This is a genomic window from Bacillus sp. TH19 (assembly GCF_016651075.1).
GTDB lineage: Bacteria > Bacillota > Bacilli > Bacillales > Bacillaceae_G > Bacillus_A > Bacillus_A mycoides.
The window spans coordinates 1,428,736-1,446,330 of sequence record NZ_JAEKEO010000007.1; the positions used below are offsets into that span (position 1 = coordinate 1,428,736).

Annotated in this window: 21 protein-coding genes; 14 read left to right on the plus strand and 7 right to left on the minus strand. The window is 36.3% G+C overall.

Annotated elements, in window-relative coordinates; all coding sequences use genetic code 11:
• Positions 1-37 precede the first annotated feature (37 nt).
• A complete protein-coding gene (locus tag JFU54_RS11240) occupies positions 38-964 on the plus strand; it encodes a LacI family DNA-binding transcriptional regulator (protein ID WP_002143052.1) in 927 nt (308 codons plus the stop codon).
• A gap of 25 nt (positions 965-989) precedes the next feature.
• Here the strand turns inward: JFU54_RS11240 and JFU54_RS11245 are convergent, their stop codons facing one another.
• The gene (locus tag JFU54_RS11245) at positions 990-2,309 is read right to left on the minus strand and encodes a Na+/H+ antiporter family protein (protein ID WP_002014950.1); all 1,320 of its coding nucleotides are present in this window, start codon (positions 2,307-2,309) and stop codon (positions 990-992) included.
• 106 nt (positions 2,310-2,415) lie between these two features.
• On the minus strand, positions 2,416-3,414 hold the full coding sequence (locus JFU54_RS11250; RefSeq protein ID WP_002143051.1) for an alpha/beta fold hydrolase: 999 nt from the start codon (positions 3,412-3,414) through the stop codon (positions 2,416-2,418).
• Between the two features lie 131 nt (positions 3,415-3,545).
• Here JFU54_RS11250 and JFU54_RS11255 point away from each other — a divergent pair, with 131 nt between their 5' ends.
• On the plus strand, positions 3,546-4,022 hold the full coding sequence (locus JFU54_RS11255; RefSeq protein WP_002014948.1) for a ribbon-helix-helix domain-containing protein: 477 nt from the start codon (positions 3,546-3,548) through the stop codon (positions 4,020-4,022).
• Between the two features lie 49 nt (positions 4,023-4,071).
• Here JFU54_RS11255 and JFU54_RS11260 read toward each other — a convergent pair whose 3' ends face one another.
• Together JFU54_RS11260 and JFU54_RS11265 are read right to left on the minus strand one after the other, a co-directional pair.
• Positions 4,072-4,218, minus strand: a complete 147-nt coding sequence (locus tag JFU54_RS11260) for a hypothetical protein (RefSeq protein WP_002033873.1) — start codon at positions 4,216-4,218, stop codon at positions 4,072-4,074.
• Between the two features lie 169 nt (positions 4,219-4,387).
• Entirely contained in the window at positions 4,388-5,977 is a 1,590-nt protein-coding gene (locus tag JFU54_RS11265; RefSeq protein WP_002143049.1) for a bifunctional metallophosphatase/5'-nucleotidase, read from the minus strand.
• A gap of 201 nt (positions 5,978-6,178) precedes the next feature.
• Between JFU54_RS11265 and JFU54_RS11270 the strand changes: the two genes are divergently transcribed.
• The 3 genes from JFU54_RS11270 to JFU54_RS11280 all read left to right on the plus strand — a co-directional run bounded on the left by JFU54_RS11270 (position 6,179) and on the right by JFU54_RS11280 (position 7,993).
• Positions 6,179-6,442, plus strand: a complete 264-nt coding sequence (locus JFU54_RS11270) for a YqkE family protein (protein WP_002014945.1) — start codon at positions 6,179-6,181, stop codon at positions 6,440-6,442.
• Between the two features lie 68 nt (positions 6,443-6,510).
• Positions 6,511-7,035, plus strand: coding sequence for a GrpB family protein (locus JFU54_RS11275; RefSeq protein WP_002143048.1), 525 nt, complete (start codon positions 6,511-6,513; stop codon positions 7,033-7,035).
• A gap of 130 nt (positions 7,036-7,165) precedes the next feature.
• Complete coding sequence (locus tag JFU54_RS11280; protein WP_002143047.1) at positions 7,166-7,993, plus strand: aldo/keto reductase; 828 nt, start codon at positions 7,166-7,168, stop codon at positions 7,991-7,993.
• A gap of 57 nt (positions 7,994-8,050) precedes the next feature.
• Here the strand turns inward: JFU54_RS11280 and JFU54_RS11285 are convergent, their stop codons facing one another.
• Both JFU54_RS11285 and mciZ read right to left on the minus strand, forming a co-directional pair.
• Entirely contained in the window at positions 8,051-8,965 is a 915-nt protein-coding gene (locus JFU54_RS11285; RefSeq protein ID WP_002143046.1) for an aldo/keto reductase, read from the minus strand.
• A 53-nt stretch (positions 8,966-9,018) separates the two neighbouring features.
• The gene (gene mciZ / locus JFU54_RS11290; RefSeq protein ID WP_000870295.1) at positions 9,019-9,147 is read right to left on the minus strand and encodes a Z-ring formation inhibitor MciZ; all 129 of its coding nucleotides are present in this window, start codon (positions 9,145-9,147) and stop codon (positions 9,019-9,021) included.
• A gap of 74 nt (positions 9,148-9,221) precedes the next feature.
• Here mciZ and JFU54_RS11295 point away from each other — a divergent pair, with 74 nt between their 5' ends.
• Entirely contained in the window at positions 9,222-9,761 is a 540-nt protein-coding gene (locus JFU54_RS11295; RefSeq protein WP_002014941.1) for an NUDIX domain-containing protein, read from the plus strand.
• A gap of 23 nt (positions 9,762-9,784) precedes the next feature.
• Here JFU54_RS11295 and JFU54_RS11300 read toward each other — a convergent pair whose 3' ends face one another.
• Entirely contained in the window at positions 9,785-10,336 is a 552-nt protein-coding gene (locus JFU54_RS11300) for a GNAT family N-acetyltransferase (protein ID WP_002033881.1), read from the minus strand.
• Between the two features lie 126 nt (positions 10,337-10,462).
• Between JFU54_RS11300 and spoIIM the strand changes: the two genes are divergently transcribed.
• The 8 genes from spoIIM (at position 10,463) to JFU54_RS11340 (ending at position 17,471) form a co-directional block, all read left to right on the plus strand.
• A complete protein-coding gene (gene spoIIM / locus JFU54_RS11305; RefSeq protein WP_002014939.1) occupies positions 10,463-11,110 on the plus strand; it encodes a stage II sporulation protein M in 648 nt (215 codons plus the stop codon).
• Positions 11,111-11,216: 106 nt separating this feature from the next.
• Entirely contained in the window at positions 11,217-11,672 is a 456-nt protein-coding gene (gene fur, locus JFU54_RS11310) for a ferric iron uptake transcriptional regulator (protein WP_000392654.1), read from the plus strand.
• Positions 11,673-11,775: 103 nt separating this feature from the next.
• Complete coding sequence (locus tag JFU54_RS11315) at positions 11,776-12,006, plus strand: YqzK family protein (protein ID WP_002088473.1); 231 nt, start codon at positions 11,776-11,778, stop codon at positions 12,004-12,006.
• Positions 12,007-12,012: 6 nt separating this feature from the next.
• A complete protein-coding gene (gene xerD / locus JFU54_RS11320) occupies positions 12,013-12,903 on the plus strand; it encodes a site-specific tyrosine recombinase XerD (protein WP_002143042.1) in 891 nt (296 codons plus the stop codon).
• Positions 12,904-13,047: 144 nt separating this feature from the next.
• Positions 13,048-13,776 carry a FixH family protein gene (locus JFU54_RS11325; protein ID WP_002088470.1) on the plus strand — a complete coding sequence of 243 codons (729 nt, stop codon included), beginning with the start codon at positions 13,048-13,050 and terminating at the stop codon, positions 13,774-13,776.
• 364 nt (positions 13,777-14,140) lie between these two features.
• A complete protein-coding gene (deoB, locus tag JFU54_RS11330; protein WP_002014935.1) occupies positions 14,141-15,325 on the plus strand; it encodes a phosphopentomutase in 1,185 nt (394 codons plus the stop codon).
• Between the two features lie 12 nt (positions 15,326-15,337).
• Positions 15,338-16,159: a purine-nucleoside phosphorylase gene (locus tag JFU54_RS11335; protein WP_001078443.1), complete on the plus strand. Its 822-nt coding sequence runs from the start codon at positions 15,338-15,340 to the stop codon at positions 16,157-16,159.
• 7 nt (positions 16,160-16,166) lie between these two features.
• Positions 16,167-17,471, plus strand: coding sequence for a pyrimidine-nucleoside phosphorylase (locus tag JFU54_RS11340; protein ID WP_002067030.1), 1,305 nt, complete (start codon positions 16,167-16,169; stop codon positions 17,469-17,471).
• Positions 17,472-17,595: the final 124 nt, after the last annotated feature.

The following is a 17,595-nucleotide window of genomic DNA, read 5'->3' on the forward strand; positions in this document are numbered from 1 at the left end:
AAAATTGTAATCTATTACCATATTAAGGGGTGACGATGTGGCAACTATACGTGATGTTGCAAAATTGGCCGGTGTTTCAGTCGCAACCGTTTCAAGAGTCATTAACGAAAAAGGATATGTCCATGAAGATACGGTCAAACAAGTAAAAAAAGCAATTGAAGAATTACATTATAGACCGAATGCTACAGCAAAGCCTTTATTTAAACAGCCTTCAACGGTGATTGCATTACTTGTAGATAATTTGCATAATCCATCATACATCACTTTGCTCCGTTTCGTTGAGGAAATAGCATACAAAGAAGGGTATCAAGTAATAGTTTGTAATATAGAAAATAAGAATAGATACATAGATATGTTGGAGCAAAATAACATTGCAGGCGTTATAATGACGAAATCTGTTTTTCGAAGTATAGGAGAAATCTCACTTCCTTTCGCTGTGCTTGAAGAACGACAATCTCTTATGAGCTATTATGAAAGTGGACAGAAAGCTGTTTCTTTATTAAAAGAGAAAGGCTGCCAGTTTCTTGCTTATATCGGTGAGGGAGTAAAGAGTGAAGAAATGGAAGAGCATGTGGCAGGATTTCTAGATACTGCTTGGAAAGAAGGACTTTCTTATCGAGAGGAAATTGTACAAGGGTATACGAATCAACAGTTTCTTGAATTGTTACAAAAGCATCCATACATAGATGGGGTTGTAGCTTCAAGTGATAAGGTCGCTATTGAGCTAATCAGGGCGGCGAAAACTCTTAATATTCATATACCAGGTAAGTTACAAATCATTGGATTTAACGGGAGTGTAGAGGGTGAATGGATAAGTCCATCATTAACGACGATTGGAAGTTATATCGAAGAAAATGGGGAAATAGCTTTTCAACAGTTAATAGGAAAAATAAAGAAGAAACAAGTGCGACAAGAAGAAGTGGAAACAGAATTTAGGTGCATTGAGAGAGAAACAACAAAGTAAAAGGTGCGTTTTTAAAACGCACCTTTTATAGTGTAATTGCGGCAATAAAGCCGAATATAAGTAACGGTATATTATAGTGTAGAAATGTTGGGACACATGTATCCCATATATGATGGTGCTGACCATCAGCATTTAAACCGGACGTTGGTCCAAGTGTACTATCAGATGCTGGAGAACCTGCATCACCAAGTGCACCAGCTGTACCGATAATTGCGATTGTAGCCATGGGACTAAATCCGAGCTGGACGCATAATGGTACGAAAATTGTTGTTAAGATTGGGATGGTTGAAAAGGAAGAGCCAATTCCCATCGTAACGAGAAGTCCAATAATGAGCATAAGAAATGCAGCAAGCGGTTTATTATTTCCGATTATATGTGCACTCGTTTGCACAAGAGATTCAACATGTCCAGTTTTTCGAAGAACAGCGCCAAATCCAGCGGCAGAAATCATAACAAATCCGATAAAGGACATCATACGCATTCCACTCGTTAAAATAGCATCGGCTTCTTTAAGAGGGAGGCTACCGCTAACTGATAAGACGATAATACCTGCTAAAGCACCAAAAATCATTGATTCTGTTGCTAATTGCACAGTTAATGTAGCGAGTATTGATAATAAACCCAAAGTAATGCTTCTTTTCGTATAGGGAACGATTTCATTCTGTGCAGAATGAATTTGTTCTGTTTCATATGTACGTGGTTTTCGGTATGTAATGAAAACCGCTACACATAATCCGATAATCATACCGATTGCTGGAATAGTCATCGCTTTTGGAATAAGTGCGACATCAAATGTAAGACCGCTTTGCGCAGCATTTGTTTGCAATACGTCATGATAAATTTTTCCGAACCCTGCTGGAACCCACATGTAAGGGGTAATTAACCCAAATGTAATAAGACATGTTACAAGCCTACGATCCACCCTCAGCTCATTTAATACTTTTAAAAGTGCTGGAATTAAGATTGGGATGAAGGCGATATGAACAGGGATAATATTTTGTGAGAAACAAGCCATTGTTAAAATGATAAATAATATAAGTATTTTAGAATAGACTTGTTTTTTCGTGTCTTGTTCGTTGCCGATCCATTTTAAAGCTGATTGGATCATTGCATCAGGAAGTCCTGTTTTTGAAAGGGAAATAGCAAATCCACCGAGCATTGCGTAGCTTAATGCGATAGGAGCACTGTTCCCAAGACCGGCTGTAAAAGTACTGATTGTTTCTGAAATACCGAGTCCGCCGATAAGTCCGCCTGTTAAAGCTCCAACGATAATGGCGACAATGACTTGGACACGTAACAAACTAAGCAGTAGCATGACTGCTACTGCGATGAGTACAGCGTTCATAATAAATGTAATCTCCCTAATTTTTATTCTGTTAAGGCAAGCAAGTGTTTGTAGTGACATATCATTATAAAATGTTTTCTATGAAATGTAAAAGCGCCTTTTGTTATTAATGTTGAAAAGATAGTTCTTGTTTAATTGATTGTAAAGATTTAGCGAATAACTCAGGCTCTTCTAAATCTGGAGAATGTGCCGAGTTTGGAAACCAAATCATCTTTTTAATAGGAGCTTGAATGATATCGCAATATTGTTGAACGAGTGCATAAGGAGTTTGATAATCATAGCGACCAGAACAAAAATAAACAGGAATAGATAAACTTGAAATAGATGAAAAGAAATCGATTGTCAGCATCTCTTCCCATAAAACTCCGGATTTTAAATTTCCTGCGAGAAATTTGAACCAATCTAATAGCGTATATTCAGGAGAAAAGAAGCCTTTTCGTATGAAAGAAAAGGAAGATCCATTTTGGATTGCTCCTCCAAATGTACCAAGCCACTTTCTTTGAATAATGAGGCGTCTCGTATCTAAAAAGGGTGGTTTCCCTAATTTTAAAAGAGAAGCTAATGCCTTTTTATGGTCATGTTTTTTGGCAGAGCTAATTAAATGTTGATATAGTAATTCTTCATTTTGCTTCATATGTACGATTTGACCGATGCCGATGTATGCTTCTATATATTCGGGACATTGATTAGCGATTTGTAGTCCGATAATACTTCCCCAAGAATGACCAGCGAGAAATAGTTTTTGCTTATTAAAGCGTTTGAGAAGATATTGAATAACCTTTTTTGCATCTGAAAAAAATTGATCAATCGTAAGATTTGTTTGGATGTCCCGCCATAAAAAGGATTTACCTGCCCCTCGCTGATCCCAATTAATAACGATAAAGTGCTTTTCTAACTCTTTTTGAAAATGGCGAATAAAGCCGATTTGTGCCATACCAGGGCCGCCGTGACAGCATAATAAAATAGGCTGGTCCACGTTTTGGCCGCGTATAAGGAGAGATTGTTTCCGGTCATTAATCATAACGCTTTCTATCGTAGCGATACTGTTAGGGATTAGTTGCTTCTTTTCGTTGTAAAACTGAGGGGTATGGCTACGAAAAAGCATATGTAAACCTCCTTTTCTTAAATGGTATGAATCGCACAGGCTCTTTCTTTTGCATATACTACTAGAAAATCATTGTATCATAACATACTGGTTTGATTTCAAGTTTAGGCGATTAAGAGAGGAGGGAGAATATGACGATTGGAGAAATTATTGATTCTTTAAATAGACGCGAATCAATCGCTATTATAGCGAAACGGCTTGAAATGAGCCCATATACATTATCAAAGAAATTAAGGGTGATTGGATATGAATATGATGGAGAGCAGAAAAAACGTATCTTTATAGGTGATGGTGAAGAGCCACGTCATTTGCAAATCCAAGAAGCTACTGCCCTTCAATATGCAAAAACAGACTATCAATTACTAATTTATGAACAGTTACAAAGCATTTATGAATTGCTAAGAAAAAGAGAAGAAGTAAGTGTTCAAATTATAAGTAAGAGCACAGAGAAAAAGAAACGAACCTTTTCGATTAATATAGAAGTATTAGCAAGACTAGATGTTATATCGGAATCAAAAGGGATTCAAAAGTCTAAAATTGTAGAAGAAGCACTACAGGAATTTTTGCAACGGTATGATGTTAATCATGAAACGTATCCAGAGAAATAAAAGAAAGGATACTATGTTCCATGTAAGAGCGTGTATCCTTTCTTTTATTTCATTTTTTGTTTTGTTTCGAAAAGTAATATAGGAACCAAACGGCATGATTTTGTTCATCAGCTGCTGCGCTTCGAAATGTTTCTTTCACTTGTTGATTTGTCGTTTCGTCGATACAATGTATCGTCATTGTTTGATAGAAATACATACAAATCTTCCCGTTATAGTTTTCTATATACTACGAAGAAACAAGGGGCTATGTGCGTATCCTTTACTGCACTAGAAGAATGACAATACGTATGACTCTAAAAGAAGAAGCTCCTTGCATATAAAAGGAGCTTCTTCTTTCGAGTGTCACGCACTAGTTTGAATAGTATTTAATTGTTTTTTTGAATACGTCCATCAATAATCGGCTGAATTGGTTCTTTCACTTGTTTTACATAATCGACTAATGCTTCAAAATCGTTTGGACCAGTTTCAGCATTTTTTCCATTTTTAAAGGATACGAATCCATCACCGCCAGAAGCTAGGAAAGCATTTGCAACTACGCTATACGTTTTAGAGGGAACTAATTCTTCACCATTTGTTAAACGGATATTCGTAACCTTTTCGTTATTTGGTTTATTTGCATCCCAAGTGTATTGAATACCTGAAATTTGAAGCATTCTCGTTGCTCCTTTTTGCCATTGTTGATTTAATATATCACGAATATCTTGACCTGTTAGATCTACTTTAATTAATTGGTTTCCGAAAGGCTGAATGCCGTATAACTCGCCCCATGTAATATCTCCAGCGTCTAGATCATTACGAATTCCACCAGGATTCATAAGAGCGATTTGTGTTTGCATAGTTTGGCGCTGGGCATCCGCAACTAAATTTCCAAGTGTAGATTCACCAGCATCGTTTTGTTTACGGTCGATAGGTGCTGTAGATTTTCCGACTACTTCATTTACAAGAGGTGCGATTTTTTCTTTATATTGATCTAACTTTTGTTTTACTTGTTTATCAGGCTCTACACCTTCATGGTACGTTGTAATAACTTCAGCTTTTTTCTTCACAATATCTTTTGTTTTTCTATCAATTGTTACATCTACGTCCGAAAAAGCCATTCCGTAAGAATTCGCTTGCACGATAAGTTTATTATTTACAGTACCATTTACGTACGTATGACTATGTCCGCCGAAAATAACATCAACTTCGGGATCTGTTTCATTTGCAATTCGAGTGAGGTCTCCATTTGTTACACCAGACTCATCAGTTGTTCCGCCGACATGTGCAAGGACTACGATAGATTTAACGCCGAGACGCTTTAATTGCTGAGTAGATTTATTAATAGCTTCTACTTCATCAGTAATTTGTACATTCTTTAGCATAGTTGGCATAACGACATTCGGTGTATCCGTTGTAACAACTCCGATGAATCCTACAGGAACTCCATCTACCATTTTTACAGTAAATGGTGGTAAAAATAAGCGGCCAGTTGATTTATTATAGAAGTTTGCAGCGACATAAGGGAAGTTTGCTCCTTTGAAATTCCCTGTTTTTTCATGATATCCACCGTAAATGAGGCGTTTCATTTCATCGATACCCTCATCAAATTCATGGTTTCCGATTGTACCAACATCAAACTTTAAGTCATTTAAAAATTCAATTGTTGGTTCGTCTTGTAATAAAGCAGAAACTGGTGGGCTAGCTCCGACGATATCTCCAGCATGTACGAGAAGTGTATTAGGGTTTTGTTTTTTGCGTTCTTTTAAATAAGTAGCTAAGTAATCAGCACCACCAGCTTCTTTATTGTTAATTTTTTTTACAGTATCTAGTTGACCATGTAAATCATTAATACCAAGCATTTGTACGTCTATGTATCGGTTTTGTTCGGCAGGAGTCTGAGATGGAGGAGCGGCGAATACGCTTGAAAAAGTAATAGTACTTAAAACAGCAACAGCAGGAATAATTTTTTTCCACATAATTAATTTCTCCTTTTTTTATAATCTGACATCATACGACATAATTTTAATAGATTACTAGGATTATATCCATATAAAAATTTAGTTTTTTCGAAAAATTAACATATTTACAAAAGATAAATAATAGAGTAGGGAACCTTTTTTATTGTCGATTTCGCCGTGTATCCTCTATAATGGAGAAAAAAGTAAAAGGTGAATAGTATGAAGAAAAAGAAGCAAAGACAAACACAAAGACACTCTCAAATGAATCAACCAGAGAAAGAATCACTTACACTAGGTGATCAATTGAACGATTCGTTAATGCAACAATTAAAGAATAAGAAAAAAGAGTTGCAAGTGAGAGAAGAGAAAAAAGAGGCAGCAGAACAAGAAAGAAAGCGTAAGGAACAAAAAGAACGTGAAAAGAATAAATCATTTGAAGAACTGTTAAGTGAAAGTAGCCTTACTTGGAAAGACTTTAAATAATAAAAAGATGGTCAGTGAAATGCCGCTGATCATTTTTTTGACGAGTTTGTAAGAAAAGGGGAGTTAGAATGAGGGAAATTGTAGTCGTTCCGTATGAAAATCATTGGAGTGAGAAATTCCAAATGGAAGCCGAAAGATTAAAATCGGCGATGCCAGAAATGGTGAAAGTCCATCATATTGGAAGTACGTCAGTGCCAGGACTGGCAGCTAAACCAATTATAGATATGATTATGGAAGTAGAGAGTATCGACAGAGTAGATCATTGGAATGAACGTTTTAAAGAGCTTGGTTACATCGTAAAAGGGGAAAATGGTATTTCAAGACGTCGTTATTTTATTCATGGGACTGAGGAAAAACGCTCGTATCACTTACACGTATTTGAAAAAGGAAATCCTGAGATAGTAAGGCATTTAGCATTTCGTGATTATATGATGGCTCATTGTGAAGAAGCAGAAGCGTATGCGACTTTAAAGAAAGAACTAGCTGAAAAATATACATATGATGGCACGTTGTATACAGAAGGAAAAAATGAATTTATACGTAATGTTGATGAAAAAGCGAAAGAATGGAAAGGAAATAAAGTGAATGACTGAGTTCACTTTATTTTTTTAAATGTGTATAAAAGTATTATGTAAACTGTACGTATATTTTGACTTTTTGGATGAATCTTGTTGAAATAAAGTTGTGGTTTATAAAAATGTAACAATGAAAGGGAGAAAGACTGTGCATATTCCAACAACTACACTTCATAATGGTGTGAAAATGCCGATGATTGGTCTAGGCGTTTATAAAGCGAAAGAAGGCGACGAAGTTAAACAAGCAGTAAAAACAGCGTTAGAAGTTGGATACCGTTCGATTGATACAGCAACTGTATATGAAAATGAAAGCGGTGTCGGAGAAGCGGTTCGTGAATCTGGAATCCCGCGAGAAGACTTGTTTATTACAACAAAAGTTTGGAACGACGATCAAGGGTACGAGGAGACGCTCGAGGCGTTTGAAAAAAGTTTAAAGAAATTACAAATGGAGTATGTAGATTTATATTTAATCCATTGGCCGATAAGAGGGAAGTATGTTGATACGTACCGTGCTTTAGAAAAGCTATATGAAGAAGGTAAAGTGCGCGCGATTGGTGTTTCTAATTTTCATAAACATCATTTAGAACTGTTATTACCAAATTGTAAAGTGAAGCCGATGGTCAACCAAGTAGAACTTCATCCGATGTTAGCGCAATTTGAATTGCGTGATTTCTGTCAAGGTGAGCAAATTCAAATGGAAGCATGGAGTCCTTTAATGAGAGGCGGCGAAGTATTCCAGCATCCAATTATTCAGGCTATTTCTAAAAAATATGAAAAGTCACCTGCACAAGTTATATTAAGGTGGGATATTCAAAGTGGGATTGTGACTATTCCTAAATCTGTTACGCCATCTCGTATTAAAGAGAACCTTACTATTTTTGATTTCTCATTAACTGAAGAAGAGATGGATCAAATTAATACGTTAAATCGTAATTTACATGTAGGAACGAATCCTGATAAATATGATACGTTATAAAAAAAGACTGCCGCCTAGTGTTGGGGGCAGTCTTTTGCTTTTATCGGTATCAATATTTTAGCGATGCAAAGCATATGAATCATACTTAACAATCTTTTGAAGTTGTACATATTCTTCTTTTGTTAAAGATAACTGTTGGCTAGCTTGTATATTTTCTTGCAATTGTTGAATAGAGCTTGCACCAGGTATAACAGCTGCAACAGTTTCGTTATGTAAGCAATATTGAATAGCTGTTCCTGTTAAAGAGCTTTCTTGGGTTATTTCTTTTACACTCGCGAGTGTCGAATATAACTCATCGTAAGAATAAGAGAGGTAATCTTTTTCTTTTACTCTTTCTATCTTTCTTGCATTATTGTTAGTTAAAATCCCTTTTGCAAGTGGTCCGCGAGCAATAACGCTAATTTGCTGTTCATTAAGAAACGGGAACCATTCTTCAGGGCGACGATTTAAAAGGCTGTATTCCATTAATATGCTAACGATATTTGATCGTTTTGCATACTCACGAATGACATTTGGACGTATAGAAGAGATACCATAATGACGAATAATCCCTTCTTTTTTTAATTCTTCAAAGGCTTCAACTGTTTCATCTATAGGATCTTCAATCGTCCCGCCATGCAGTTGATATAAATCAATATAATCTGTTTGAAGTCTACGTAAACTCTCTTTTACTTCGGTCTTTATATAAGCTTTAGAAGGATCCCAAGACCAACCGTTTTTTTCTTCTGTCCATCGATTTCCAACCTTTGTTGTAAGAACAATTTGGTCGCGTTTTCCTTTCAGAGCTTTTCCAACAAATTCTTCATTTAATCCATAATCGTATAAGTCCGCTGTATCAAAAAAATTAATTCCTAAATCGATTGCCTCATCGATAATACGCATAGCTTCAGCCTCAGATGCACCGAGAGACATACAGCCAAATCCAATTTCCGTAACATATAAATCTGAGTTTCCTAATTGACGTTTTTTCATAGGTCAACCTCCTTACCTTTATTGTACGAAAGGGGAAGGAGGTTGACAAACGTTTACTTTTTATTTGCTGTAATCCACTCTTGTACAGTTGTATACTCTTTTCCATATTGTTTTAGCTTATGACGAATTTGCCATGCTTTGCCGACTAAAGTGACGCGATTTGGTAAAATGTAAACTTTCATTTCTATCACGCTCCTTTCAATGTGGTAAAATGTATGAAGAACGATTAGGAAATAGAACAGGGAGATGAAGTAGTATGAGTAATCTTGCAGAAAGAACAGTAAAAACTGAACCGATTTTTGATGGTAGGGTTATAAAAGTTCGTGTTGATGATGTAGTATTACCAAATGGAGAAATGAGTAAACGTGAAATCGTAAATCACCCTGGGGCAGTTGCTATTATTGCTATTACTGATGAGGGGAAAATTGTACTCGTTGAGCAGTATCGTAAAGCTCTCGAAAAGGCAATTGTGGAAATTCCTGCTGGGAAGTTAGAACCTGGGGAAAAGCCAGAGGTAACAGCAGTTCGTGAATTAGAAGAAGAAACAGGATATGTATGTGAAAATATGGAGCTTATTACATCTTTCTATACATCACCTGGTTTTGCAGATGAGATTTTATATGTATATAAAGCGACAGGATTAAAACAAAAAGAAAATAAAGCAGCTTTAGATGAAGATGAATTTGTGGAATTAATGGAAGTGTCATTAGAAGAAGCGATTGATCTTATGAAAGACCTTCGTATACATGATGCTAAGACGATGTTTGCAGTACAATATTTACAATTACAAAAATAAACACTCGCCTAAGGCGAGTGTTTTTAGTTGATTTTTGCATATACACGTGCATCGCGTAAGCTGCCATCGGGTGCTAGGAAATCATTTTCCATTGTACCTTCTAAAATAAATTCTAGACGTTCTGCTAAGTTACATGCGTTTATATTTGTTGCATCAGTACGAATTTCAATTCTTCTAGCACCTAGTTTATCAAATGCAAATTGAATCGCACCTTTAATGGCTTCTGTCATATAGCCATGCTTTGTATAAGCGCTATGTAGCCAAAAGTGAAGTGAAAACTTTGGAATATCCCAGTTTTCAGGCTTGAGCGTAATAGCTCCGATGAATGTACCAGATACTTTATCGTATAAGTGGAAATCAAGTGTTTCACGAAGTAAAAACTGTCCGTGAGCTTCGCGAACAATTTCTTCAGCACGTTCTTCTGTTTCAGCTGTAATTGGCATCCATGGTAATAAGTCTTCTAGCGAGGCTTGGATTGCTTCATATACCTCTGTTCCATCACCTGGAAACGGCTTACGTACTTGCAAGCGCTCAGTTTGAAATAATGTTGGAAAATCTAATAATAATGGTTTCAAGAGAAATCCCTCCTATTCTCTACTTTTTAGTTTAGCAAAGTAGAGCGGAATTTCAATGCTAATTCGTCATACTTTTTTTCTTTCTTTCATACATTTTTAGTAAGAGTGTGAACGGAGGGAAGGAAAATGTGGCGAAAAACGTGGCAAGACCGTGTAATGTCTCACATACAGGAAAATTCTTCACTATATATATTTAATGCGGTTTTATTACTGATGGGAGTAATATTTGGAGCGATTCTTGTGAATAGTTTACAAATAAACCAAAAGCAAGATTTATCATTTTATTTACAGCGTTTTTTTGGACAAGTTTCTAAAGGAGAATTTGCTGTCGCAGGCGAAATGTTTCGAGAAAGTTACTTTTCGCAATTAAAATATATCGGCTTTATTTGGATTTTGGGGATTTCAATTATTGGGTTGCCGCTCATTTTTATCTTACTATTTTTAAAAGGGGTAGTTGTTGGATTTACAGTAGGTTTTTTAGTAAGTCAGCACGGATGGAATGGACTATTATTAGCATTTGTATCTGTATTGCCACAAAATTTAATTATAATTCCTGTATTTCTCGTAATGACAACAATTGCTGCAAGCTTTTCCTTACGCATGATTAGGCATCAATTTATTCGGAAAATAACTGAGCCACTATTACCGTTATTAATTCGCTATACATGCTTTTTTCTCGTGATTGGAGCGGTATTAGCTATTGCTTCCAGTGTCGAAGTGTATGCATCACCAGTTTTAATGAAAGAAGTTGTGGAGGCTATTAACAAACAATAAATGTTTTTTGAGAATAATTATCAATTTGTTTTTATTGTTTTTCTTTTGACAGGAGCCCTTCTTCTGATATAATGGTGTAAGAGTGGCGAGGAGGGAGTAGTACCGAATGGAAGAAAGAATTGAACGAATTAAGAAGCAATTACATGCAGCGAGCTATAAATTGACACCACAACGTGAAGCAACAGTTCGTGTGCTGCTAGAAAATGAAGAAGATCATTTAAGCGCAGAAGATGTATACCTCCTTGTAAAAGAAAAGTCGCCAGAGATCGGATTAGCAACCGTTTATCGAACTTTAGAGTTATTGTCTGAGTTGAAAGTTGTCGATAAAATTAACTTTGGAGACGGTGTTTCGCGTTATGACTTACGCCAAGAAGGTGCACAGCGTTTCCATCATCATTTAATCTGTACACAATGCGGTGCTGTACAAGAAATACAAGAAGATTTACTTGGTGAAGTGGAGAATAAAGTGGAACGAGACTGGAGCTTTAAGGTGAAAGATCATCGTTTAACATTCCATGGGATTTGTAAAAATTGTCAAGAAAATGAAACGGATGAAAAATAACCTTTTCCTATTTAACTAGGAAGAGGTTTTTTATTTGAATAAGGTATAAATTGGTGAAAGCTTGGCATATGTTGTAATAACTTATATTTTGGAGGAATTTACAATGCGCCGAGCTTTAAAATTAACTTTTGATGGGATGAAAGTATTTTTATTATTTACAAGTTGTACGATTTTGTTTTATTTCGCTATACTATGGATAAATGAAGAATATGAAAGTTACCATCGTTATGAAAAGCCAAAAGAAGAGACTGTAGAAAAAGTATCAGGGAATGAGGAGCCGGAAAAGGATGCTTTCGTAAATAGAATGATGTTTTTCTATGAAAATGGGGAGTAGTGTAGATTGGAAGATCAATTAAAAGATTTTATTCATTATATGATTGTTGAAAAAGGTTTAGCGAAAAATACAGTTGTATCTTATGAACGCGATTTAAAAAGCTATGTGAAGTATTTGCAAAATGTAGAACAAACGAAGACGTTTCATGAAGTGACACGCTTGCATATTGTTAACTTTTTGCAGTATTTAAAAGAAAACGGGAAATCTTCAAAAACATTGGCGCGTCATATTGCATCGATTCGTTCGTTTCATCAATTTTTACTTCGTGAACGAGCAGTGGAGCATGACCCATCGGTACATATTGAAACGCCACAAGGGGAACGGAAATTACCAAAAGTATTATCAATCGACGAAGTGGAAGCATTGCTTCAAACACCGAAAACGGCAAGTGCTTTTGGGATTCGTGATAAGGCAATGTTAGAGTTGTTGTATGCAACAGGACTTCGTGTTTCAGAATTAATTGCATTAAATTTAGAAGATGTGCACTTAACGATGGGATTTGTTCGCTGTATCGGGAAAGGGAACAAAGAAAGAATTATTCCACTAGGAAGCTTAGCGACAGAAGCGATTCAAAAGTATATTGAAAAAGGAAGAAGAGAATTGATGGGTAAAAAAGCAGTAGATGCGCTCTTTTTAAACCATCATGGTAATCGATTATCGAGACAGGGATTTTGGAAAATTTTAAAACGGCTAGCGAAAGAAGCGAATATTGCAAAAGAGCTTACACCGCATACGTTGCGTCACTCTTTTGCTACGCATCTATTAGAAAATGGGGCAGACTTACGTGCTGTGCAAGAAATGCTTGGACATGCAGATATTTCAACGACGCAAATTTATACGCATGTTTCAAAAGCTAGATTAAAAGATGTATATAAACAGTTTCATCCGAGAGCATAGTTACTATGCTCTTTTTTTCATAGATTCAAAAGGCTATAGTACTTCACAAAAACTTCACAAACATTTCGTACATTGTTTTCAGCAGAAGACTAGAATATTACAATGTATTTCCTCTATACTAAATAAAGTATGAAGGAGGAAATGATGATGAAAAAACTTATTATGACTTTATTTATCGCGATGCTAGCATTGGCTGGCTGTAATACAAACAAAGAAGAACCGAAAAAAGAACAGAAACTGGAAGCTATAAAAGTAGCGGTTCAAACGAATCCGAAAGAAATTAAACCTGGTGAAAAAACAGAAGTACAAGCACTTGTTACACAAGGAAAAGAAAGAGTAACGGATGCTGATGATGTAAAGTTTGAGATTTGGAAAGATGGCGACGAGAAACACGAGATGTTAGATGGTAAGCATAAAGGAAAAGGTGTTTATGCAGTAGAGAAAACATTTGAAACTGATGGAGTATATCATATTATTCCTCATACAAATGCACGTGAAATGCATGTTATGCCAGAAACAAAAGTCGCTGTAGGAAATGCAAAAGTAGAAGATGCGAAAAAAGAAGAAGGTCATGGGGATCATAAAAGTGATACGATGATACATCTTATGGCTGGTGATATTAAAGCAAATGCTGAATCAACAATGAAAGTTCATTTGAAGCAAAAAGAAGAAGCGTTAACTGGTGCTGAAGTACAACTTGAGATTTGGAAAGATGGTGTTGAAAAGCACGAATTTATTCCAGCGAAAGAAGGAAATAAAGGAGAGTATGAAACGAAACATACTTTCAAAGAAAACGGTGCTTACAAAGTGAAAGTTCATGTTAAAAAAGGTGAACTACATGAACATAAAGAAGAAACAGTAGAAGTAAAATAAAAAGTAGCTCTTTAGAGCTGCTTTTTATTTTTATATTAGGAAATATGTTATAAAATGATTAGCACTTCTTTGCAGAATGGATTACAATAGAAGGGTAAAGAAAATGAGAAATTCTACGAAAATGTATTAAAAAGAAAGCGTAAACATGTTATGATATCAATATCAGATGTCTGACATCTGACTTGGAAAAACCTAGAAATGTTTTTTGTTCGTTTGAAAGTAAAACGAAAAAGTTAGAGAATGATTTAAAGCAGTACTGTTTAATAATGAGGACGAAAGATAATTCCCATTGATAACAGTTTCACTTTATAGCGTTTTGAACATACTACAAGAAGTAGAACTGAACATATAGGAGGTTGCAGTTATGAATAAATATAAACGTATTTTCCTAGTCGTAATGGACTCTGTGGGAATCGGTGAAGCACCAGATGCTGAGCAGTTTGGTGATTTAGGTTCTGATACAATTGGTCATATCGCTGAACATATGAATGGATTACACATGCCAAACATGGTGAAATTAGGCCTTGGTAATATTCGTGAAATGAAAGGAATCTCTAAAGTAGAGAAACCGCTTGGATATTATACAAAAATGCAAGAGAAATCTACAGGTAAAGATACAATGACAGGTCACTGGGAAATCATGGGCCTTTACATTGATACACCATTCCAAGTGTTTCCTGAAGGATTCCCGAAAGAATTACTTGATGAATTAGAAGAAAAGACAGGTCGTAAAATTATCGGTAATAAACCAGCTTCTGGAACAGAGGTACTTGTTGAGCTTGGTCAAGAACAAATGGAAACAGGTTCTTTAATTGTTTACACTTCTGCTGATAGTGTATTACAGATCGCAGCTCATGAAGAAGTAGTACCACTTGAAGAGCTATATAAAATTTGTAAAATCGCACGTGAATTAACATTAGATGAGAAGTACATGGTAGGGCGTGTTATTGCTCGTCCGTTCGTTGGAGAGCCAGGAAACTTCACACGTACACCAAATCGTCATGACTATGCGTTAAAACCATTTGGTCGCACAGTAATGAATGAACTTAAAGATAGCGATTATGATGTAATTGCTATTGGTAAAATTGCTGACATTTATGATGGAGAAGGTGTAACTGAATCACTTCGTACGAAATCAAATATGGATGGAATGGACAAGCTTGTAGATACATTAAATATGGACTTTACAGGTATTAGCTTCTTAAACTTAGTTGACTTTGATGCCTTATTTGGTCATCGTCGTGACCCACAAGGGTACGGAGAAGCATTGCAAGAATATGACGCACGTCTTCCAGAAGTATTCGAAAAACTAAAAGAAGATGATCTATTATTAATTACAGCAGACCATGGTAATGATCCAGTACATCCTGGTACTGATCATACACGTGAATATGTACCGTTATTAGCATATAGCCCAAGCATGAAAGAAGGCGGACAAGAGTTATCACTTCGTCAAACATTTGCTGATATTGGTGCAACTGTAGCAGAAAACTTTAATGTTAAAATGCCAGAACATGGAACAAGCTTCTTAAACGAGCTAAAGAAATAGGGGGATAAACAGATGAATCGTGAACTAATTACAAAATCAGCTTCATACTTAAAAGAGAAATTTCAAGAGACACCACAAGTAGGACTAATCCTTGGATCTGGACTAGGTGTATTAGCAGATGAAATCGAGAACGCAGTAACAGTACCATACAGTGAAATCCCTGAATTCCCAGTTTCAACTGTAGAAGGACATGCAGGTCAACTTGTATTCGGTACACTTCAAGGTGTAACAGTAGTAGCAATGCAAGGACGTTTCCATTTCTACGAAGGATACGATATGCAAAAAGTAACATTCCCAGTTCGTGTTATGAAAGAACTAGGTGTAGAAACAGTTGTTGTAACGAACGCAGCTGGTGGTGTAAATACATCATTTGAACCAGGCGATCTTATGTTAATTTCAGACCATATTAACTTCATGGGTACGAACCCATTAATCGGACCAAATGATTCTGAAATGGGTGTACGTTTCCCTGATATGTCTACATCATATACGCCAGAACTTCGCGAAATGGCGAAACAAGTTGCAGCAGATTTAAATATTAAAGTACAAGAAGGTGTATATGTTGGAATGACAGGTCCTGTATATGAAACACCTGCTGAAATTCGTATGCTTCGTACACTTGGCGGAGATGCAGTTGGTATGTCAACAGTACCGGAAGTAATTGTAGCTCGTCATGCAGGTATGAAAGTACTAGGTATTTCTTGTATTTCAAATATGGCAGCTGGTATTTTAGATCAACCACTTCACCACGATGAAGTAATTGAAACGACAGAACGTGTTAAAGCTAATTTCTTAGCATTAGTAAAAGCAATTGTAAAACAAATGAAGGGGTGACTTCACAATGAGAATGGTGGACCTAATTGCAAAAAAACGTGATGGACATGCATTAACGACAGAAGAAATTAACTTTATCGTTGAAGGATACACAAATGGTAGTATTCCAGATTATCAAATGAGTTCACTTGCAATGGCAATTTTCTTCCAAGATATGAATGATCAAGAACGTGCAGATTTAACGATGGCAATGGTAAATAGCGGTGATACAATTGACTTATCAGCCATTGAAGGGGTAAAAGTAGATAAGCATTCAACGGGTGGAGTTGGTGATACAACGACACTTGTATTAGGTCCATTAGTAGCTGCTTTAGGTGTACCAGTTGCGAAAATGTCTGGACGAGGTCTAGGACATACGGGTGGTACAATTGATAAATTAGAAGCAGTACCAGGATTCCATGTGGAAATTGAAAATGATGAATTCATGCGTCTTGTAAATGAAAATAAAATCGCTGTTATTGGTCAAAGTGGAAACTTAACACCTGCTGATAAAAAGTTATATGCGCTTCGTGATGTAACTGCAACAGTAAATTCAATTCCTCTTATCGCTAGCTCAATTATGAGTAAGAAAATTGCTGCTGGTGCAGATGCAATTGTTCTTGATGTAAAAACTGGAGCAGGCGCGTTTATGAAAACGGATGAAGATGCAAAGCGTTTAGCAGAAGCAATGGTACGCATCGGTAATAACGTTGGTCGTAATACGATGGCGGTTATTTCTGATATGAGTCAGCCGCTTGGTGAAGCAATTGGTAATGCATTAGAAGTACAAGAAGCAATTGATACATTACAAGGTAAGGGACCGAAAGATTTAGAAGAGTTATGTTTAACACTTGGAAGTCAGATGGTGTACCTTGCTGGACAAGCTTCATCTTTAGAAGATGCACGTGAAAAGTTAATTGAAGTAATGAACAATGGTAAAGCGCTAGAATCATTTAAAACGTTCTTATCCGCGCAAGGCGGCGATGCATCTGTTGTTGATGATCCTTCTAAATTGCCACAAGCACAATTTAAAATTGAAGTGGAAGCGAAAGAAGACGGTTACGTATCGGAAATCGTTGCAGATGAAATCGGAACAGCAGCAATGCTTTTAGGAGCAGGGCGTGCAACGAAAGAGTCTGAAATTGATTTAGCAGTTGGTCTAATGCTTCGCAAAAAAGTAGGCGATAGCGTGAAAAAAGGTGACTCTCTTGTTACAATTTACGCAAACCGCGAAAATGTTGAAGACGTAAAAGCGAAAATTTATGAGAACATGAAAATCGCTAAAGATCACGTAGATGCACCAACTTTAGTACACGGTATTGTAACGAAGTAATAAAGTGAAACTTTAATCAGTGGGGGCTTTATCCCCACTGATTATTAGCCTTCACCAATCGGGCATTTACGGGCAGCCCGACCCAGACCTAACTTCTTTGCTTTCGCTGAATTTTGAGGTAGGG

Coding starts and splice junctions, on each gene's coding strand:
- JFU54_RS11265 (WP_002143049.1), bottom strand. CDS start 5,977: ATGTGGAAAAAAATTATTCCTGCTGTTGCTGTTTTAAGTACTATTACT.
- JFU54_RS11245 (WP_002014950.1), bottom strand. CDS start 2,309: ATGAACGCTGTACTCATCGCAGTAGCAGTCATGCTACTGCTTAGTTTG.
- fur (WP_000392654.1), top strand. CDS start 11,217: ATGGAAGAAAGAATTGAACGAATTAAGAAGCAATTACATGCAGCGAGC.
- JFU54_RS11285 (WP_002143046.1), bottom strand. CDS start 8,965: ATGAAAAAACGTCAATTAGGAAACTCAGATTTATATGTTACGGAAATT.
- JFU54_RS11340 (WP_002067030.1), top strand. CDS start 16,167: ATGAGAATGGTGGACCTAATTGCAAAAAAACGTGATGGACATGCATTA.
- JFU54_RS11325 (WP_002088470.1), top strand. CDS start 13,048: ATGATGAAAAAACTTATTATGACTTTATTTATCGCGATGCTAGCATTG.
- JFU54_RS11335 (WP_001078443.1), top strand. CDS start 15,338: ATGAATCGTGAACTAATTACAAAATCAGCTTCATACTTAAAAGAGAAA.
- JFU54_RS11270 (WP_002014945.1), top strand. CDS start 6,179: ATGAAGAAAAAGAAGCAAAGACAAACACAAAGACACTCTCAAATGAAT.
- JFU54_RS11260 (WP_002033873.1), bottom strand. CDS start 4,218: ATGTATTTCTATCAAACAATGACGATACATTGTATCGACGAAACGACA.
- JFU54_RS11250 (WP_002143051.1), bottom strand. CDS start 3,414: ATGCTTTTTCGTAGCCATACCCCTCAGTTTTACAACGAAAAGAAGCAA.
- spoIIM (WP_002014939.1), top strand. CDS start 10,463: ATGTGGCGAAAAACGTGGCAAGACCGTGTAATGTCTCACATACAGGAA.
- JFU54_RS11295 (WP_002014941.1), top strand. CDS start 9,222: ATGAGTAATCTTGCAGAAAGAACAGTAAAAACTGAACCGATTTTTGAT.
- JFU54_RS11255 (WP_002014948.1), top strand. CDS start 3,546: ATGACGATTGGAGAAATTATTGATTCTTTAAATAGACGCGAATCAATC.
- mciZ (WP_000870295.1), bottom strand. CDS start 9,147: ATGAAAGTTTACATTTTACCAAATCGCGTCACTTTAGTCGGCAAAGCA.
- JFU54_RS11315 (WP_002088473.1), top strand. CDS start 11,776: ATGCGCCGAGCTTTAAAATTAACTTTTGATGGGATGAAAGTATTTTTA.
- JFU54_RS11275 (WP_002143048.1), top strand. CDS start 6,511: ATGAGGGAAATTGTAGTCGTTCCGTATGAAAATCATTGGAGTGAGAAA.
- deoB (WP_002014935.1), top strand. CDS start 14,141: ATGAATAAATATAAACGTATTTTCCTAGTCGTAATGGACTCTGTGGGA.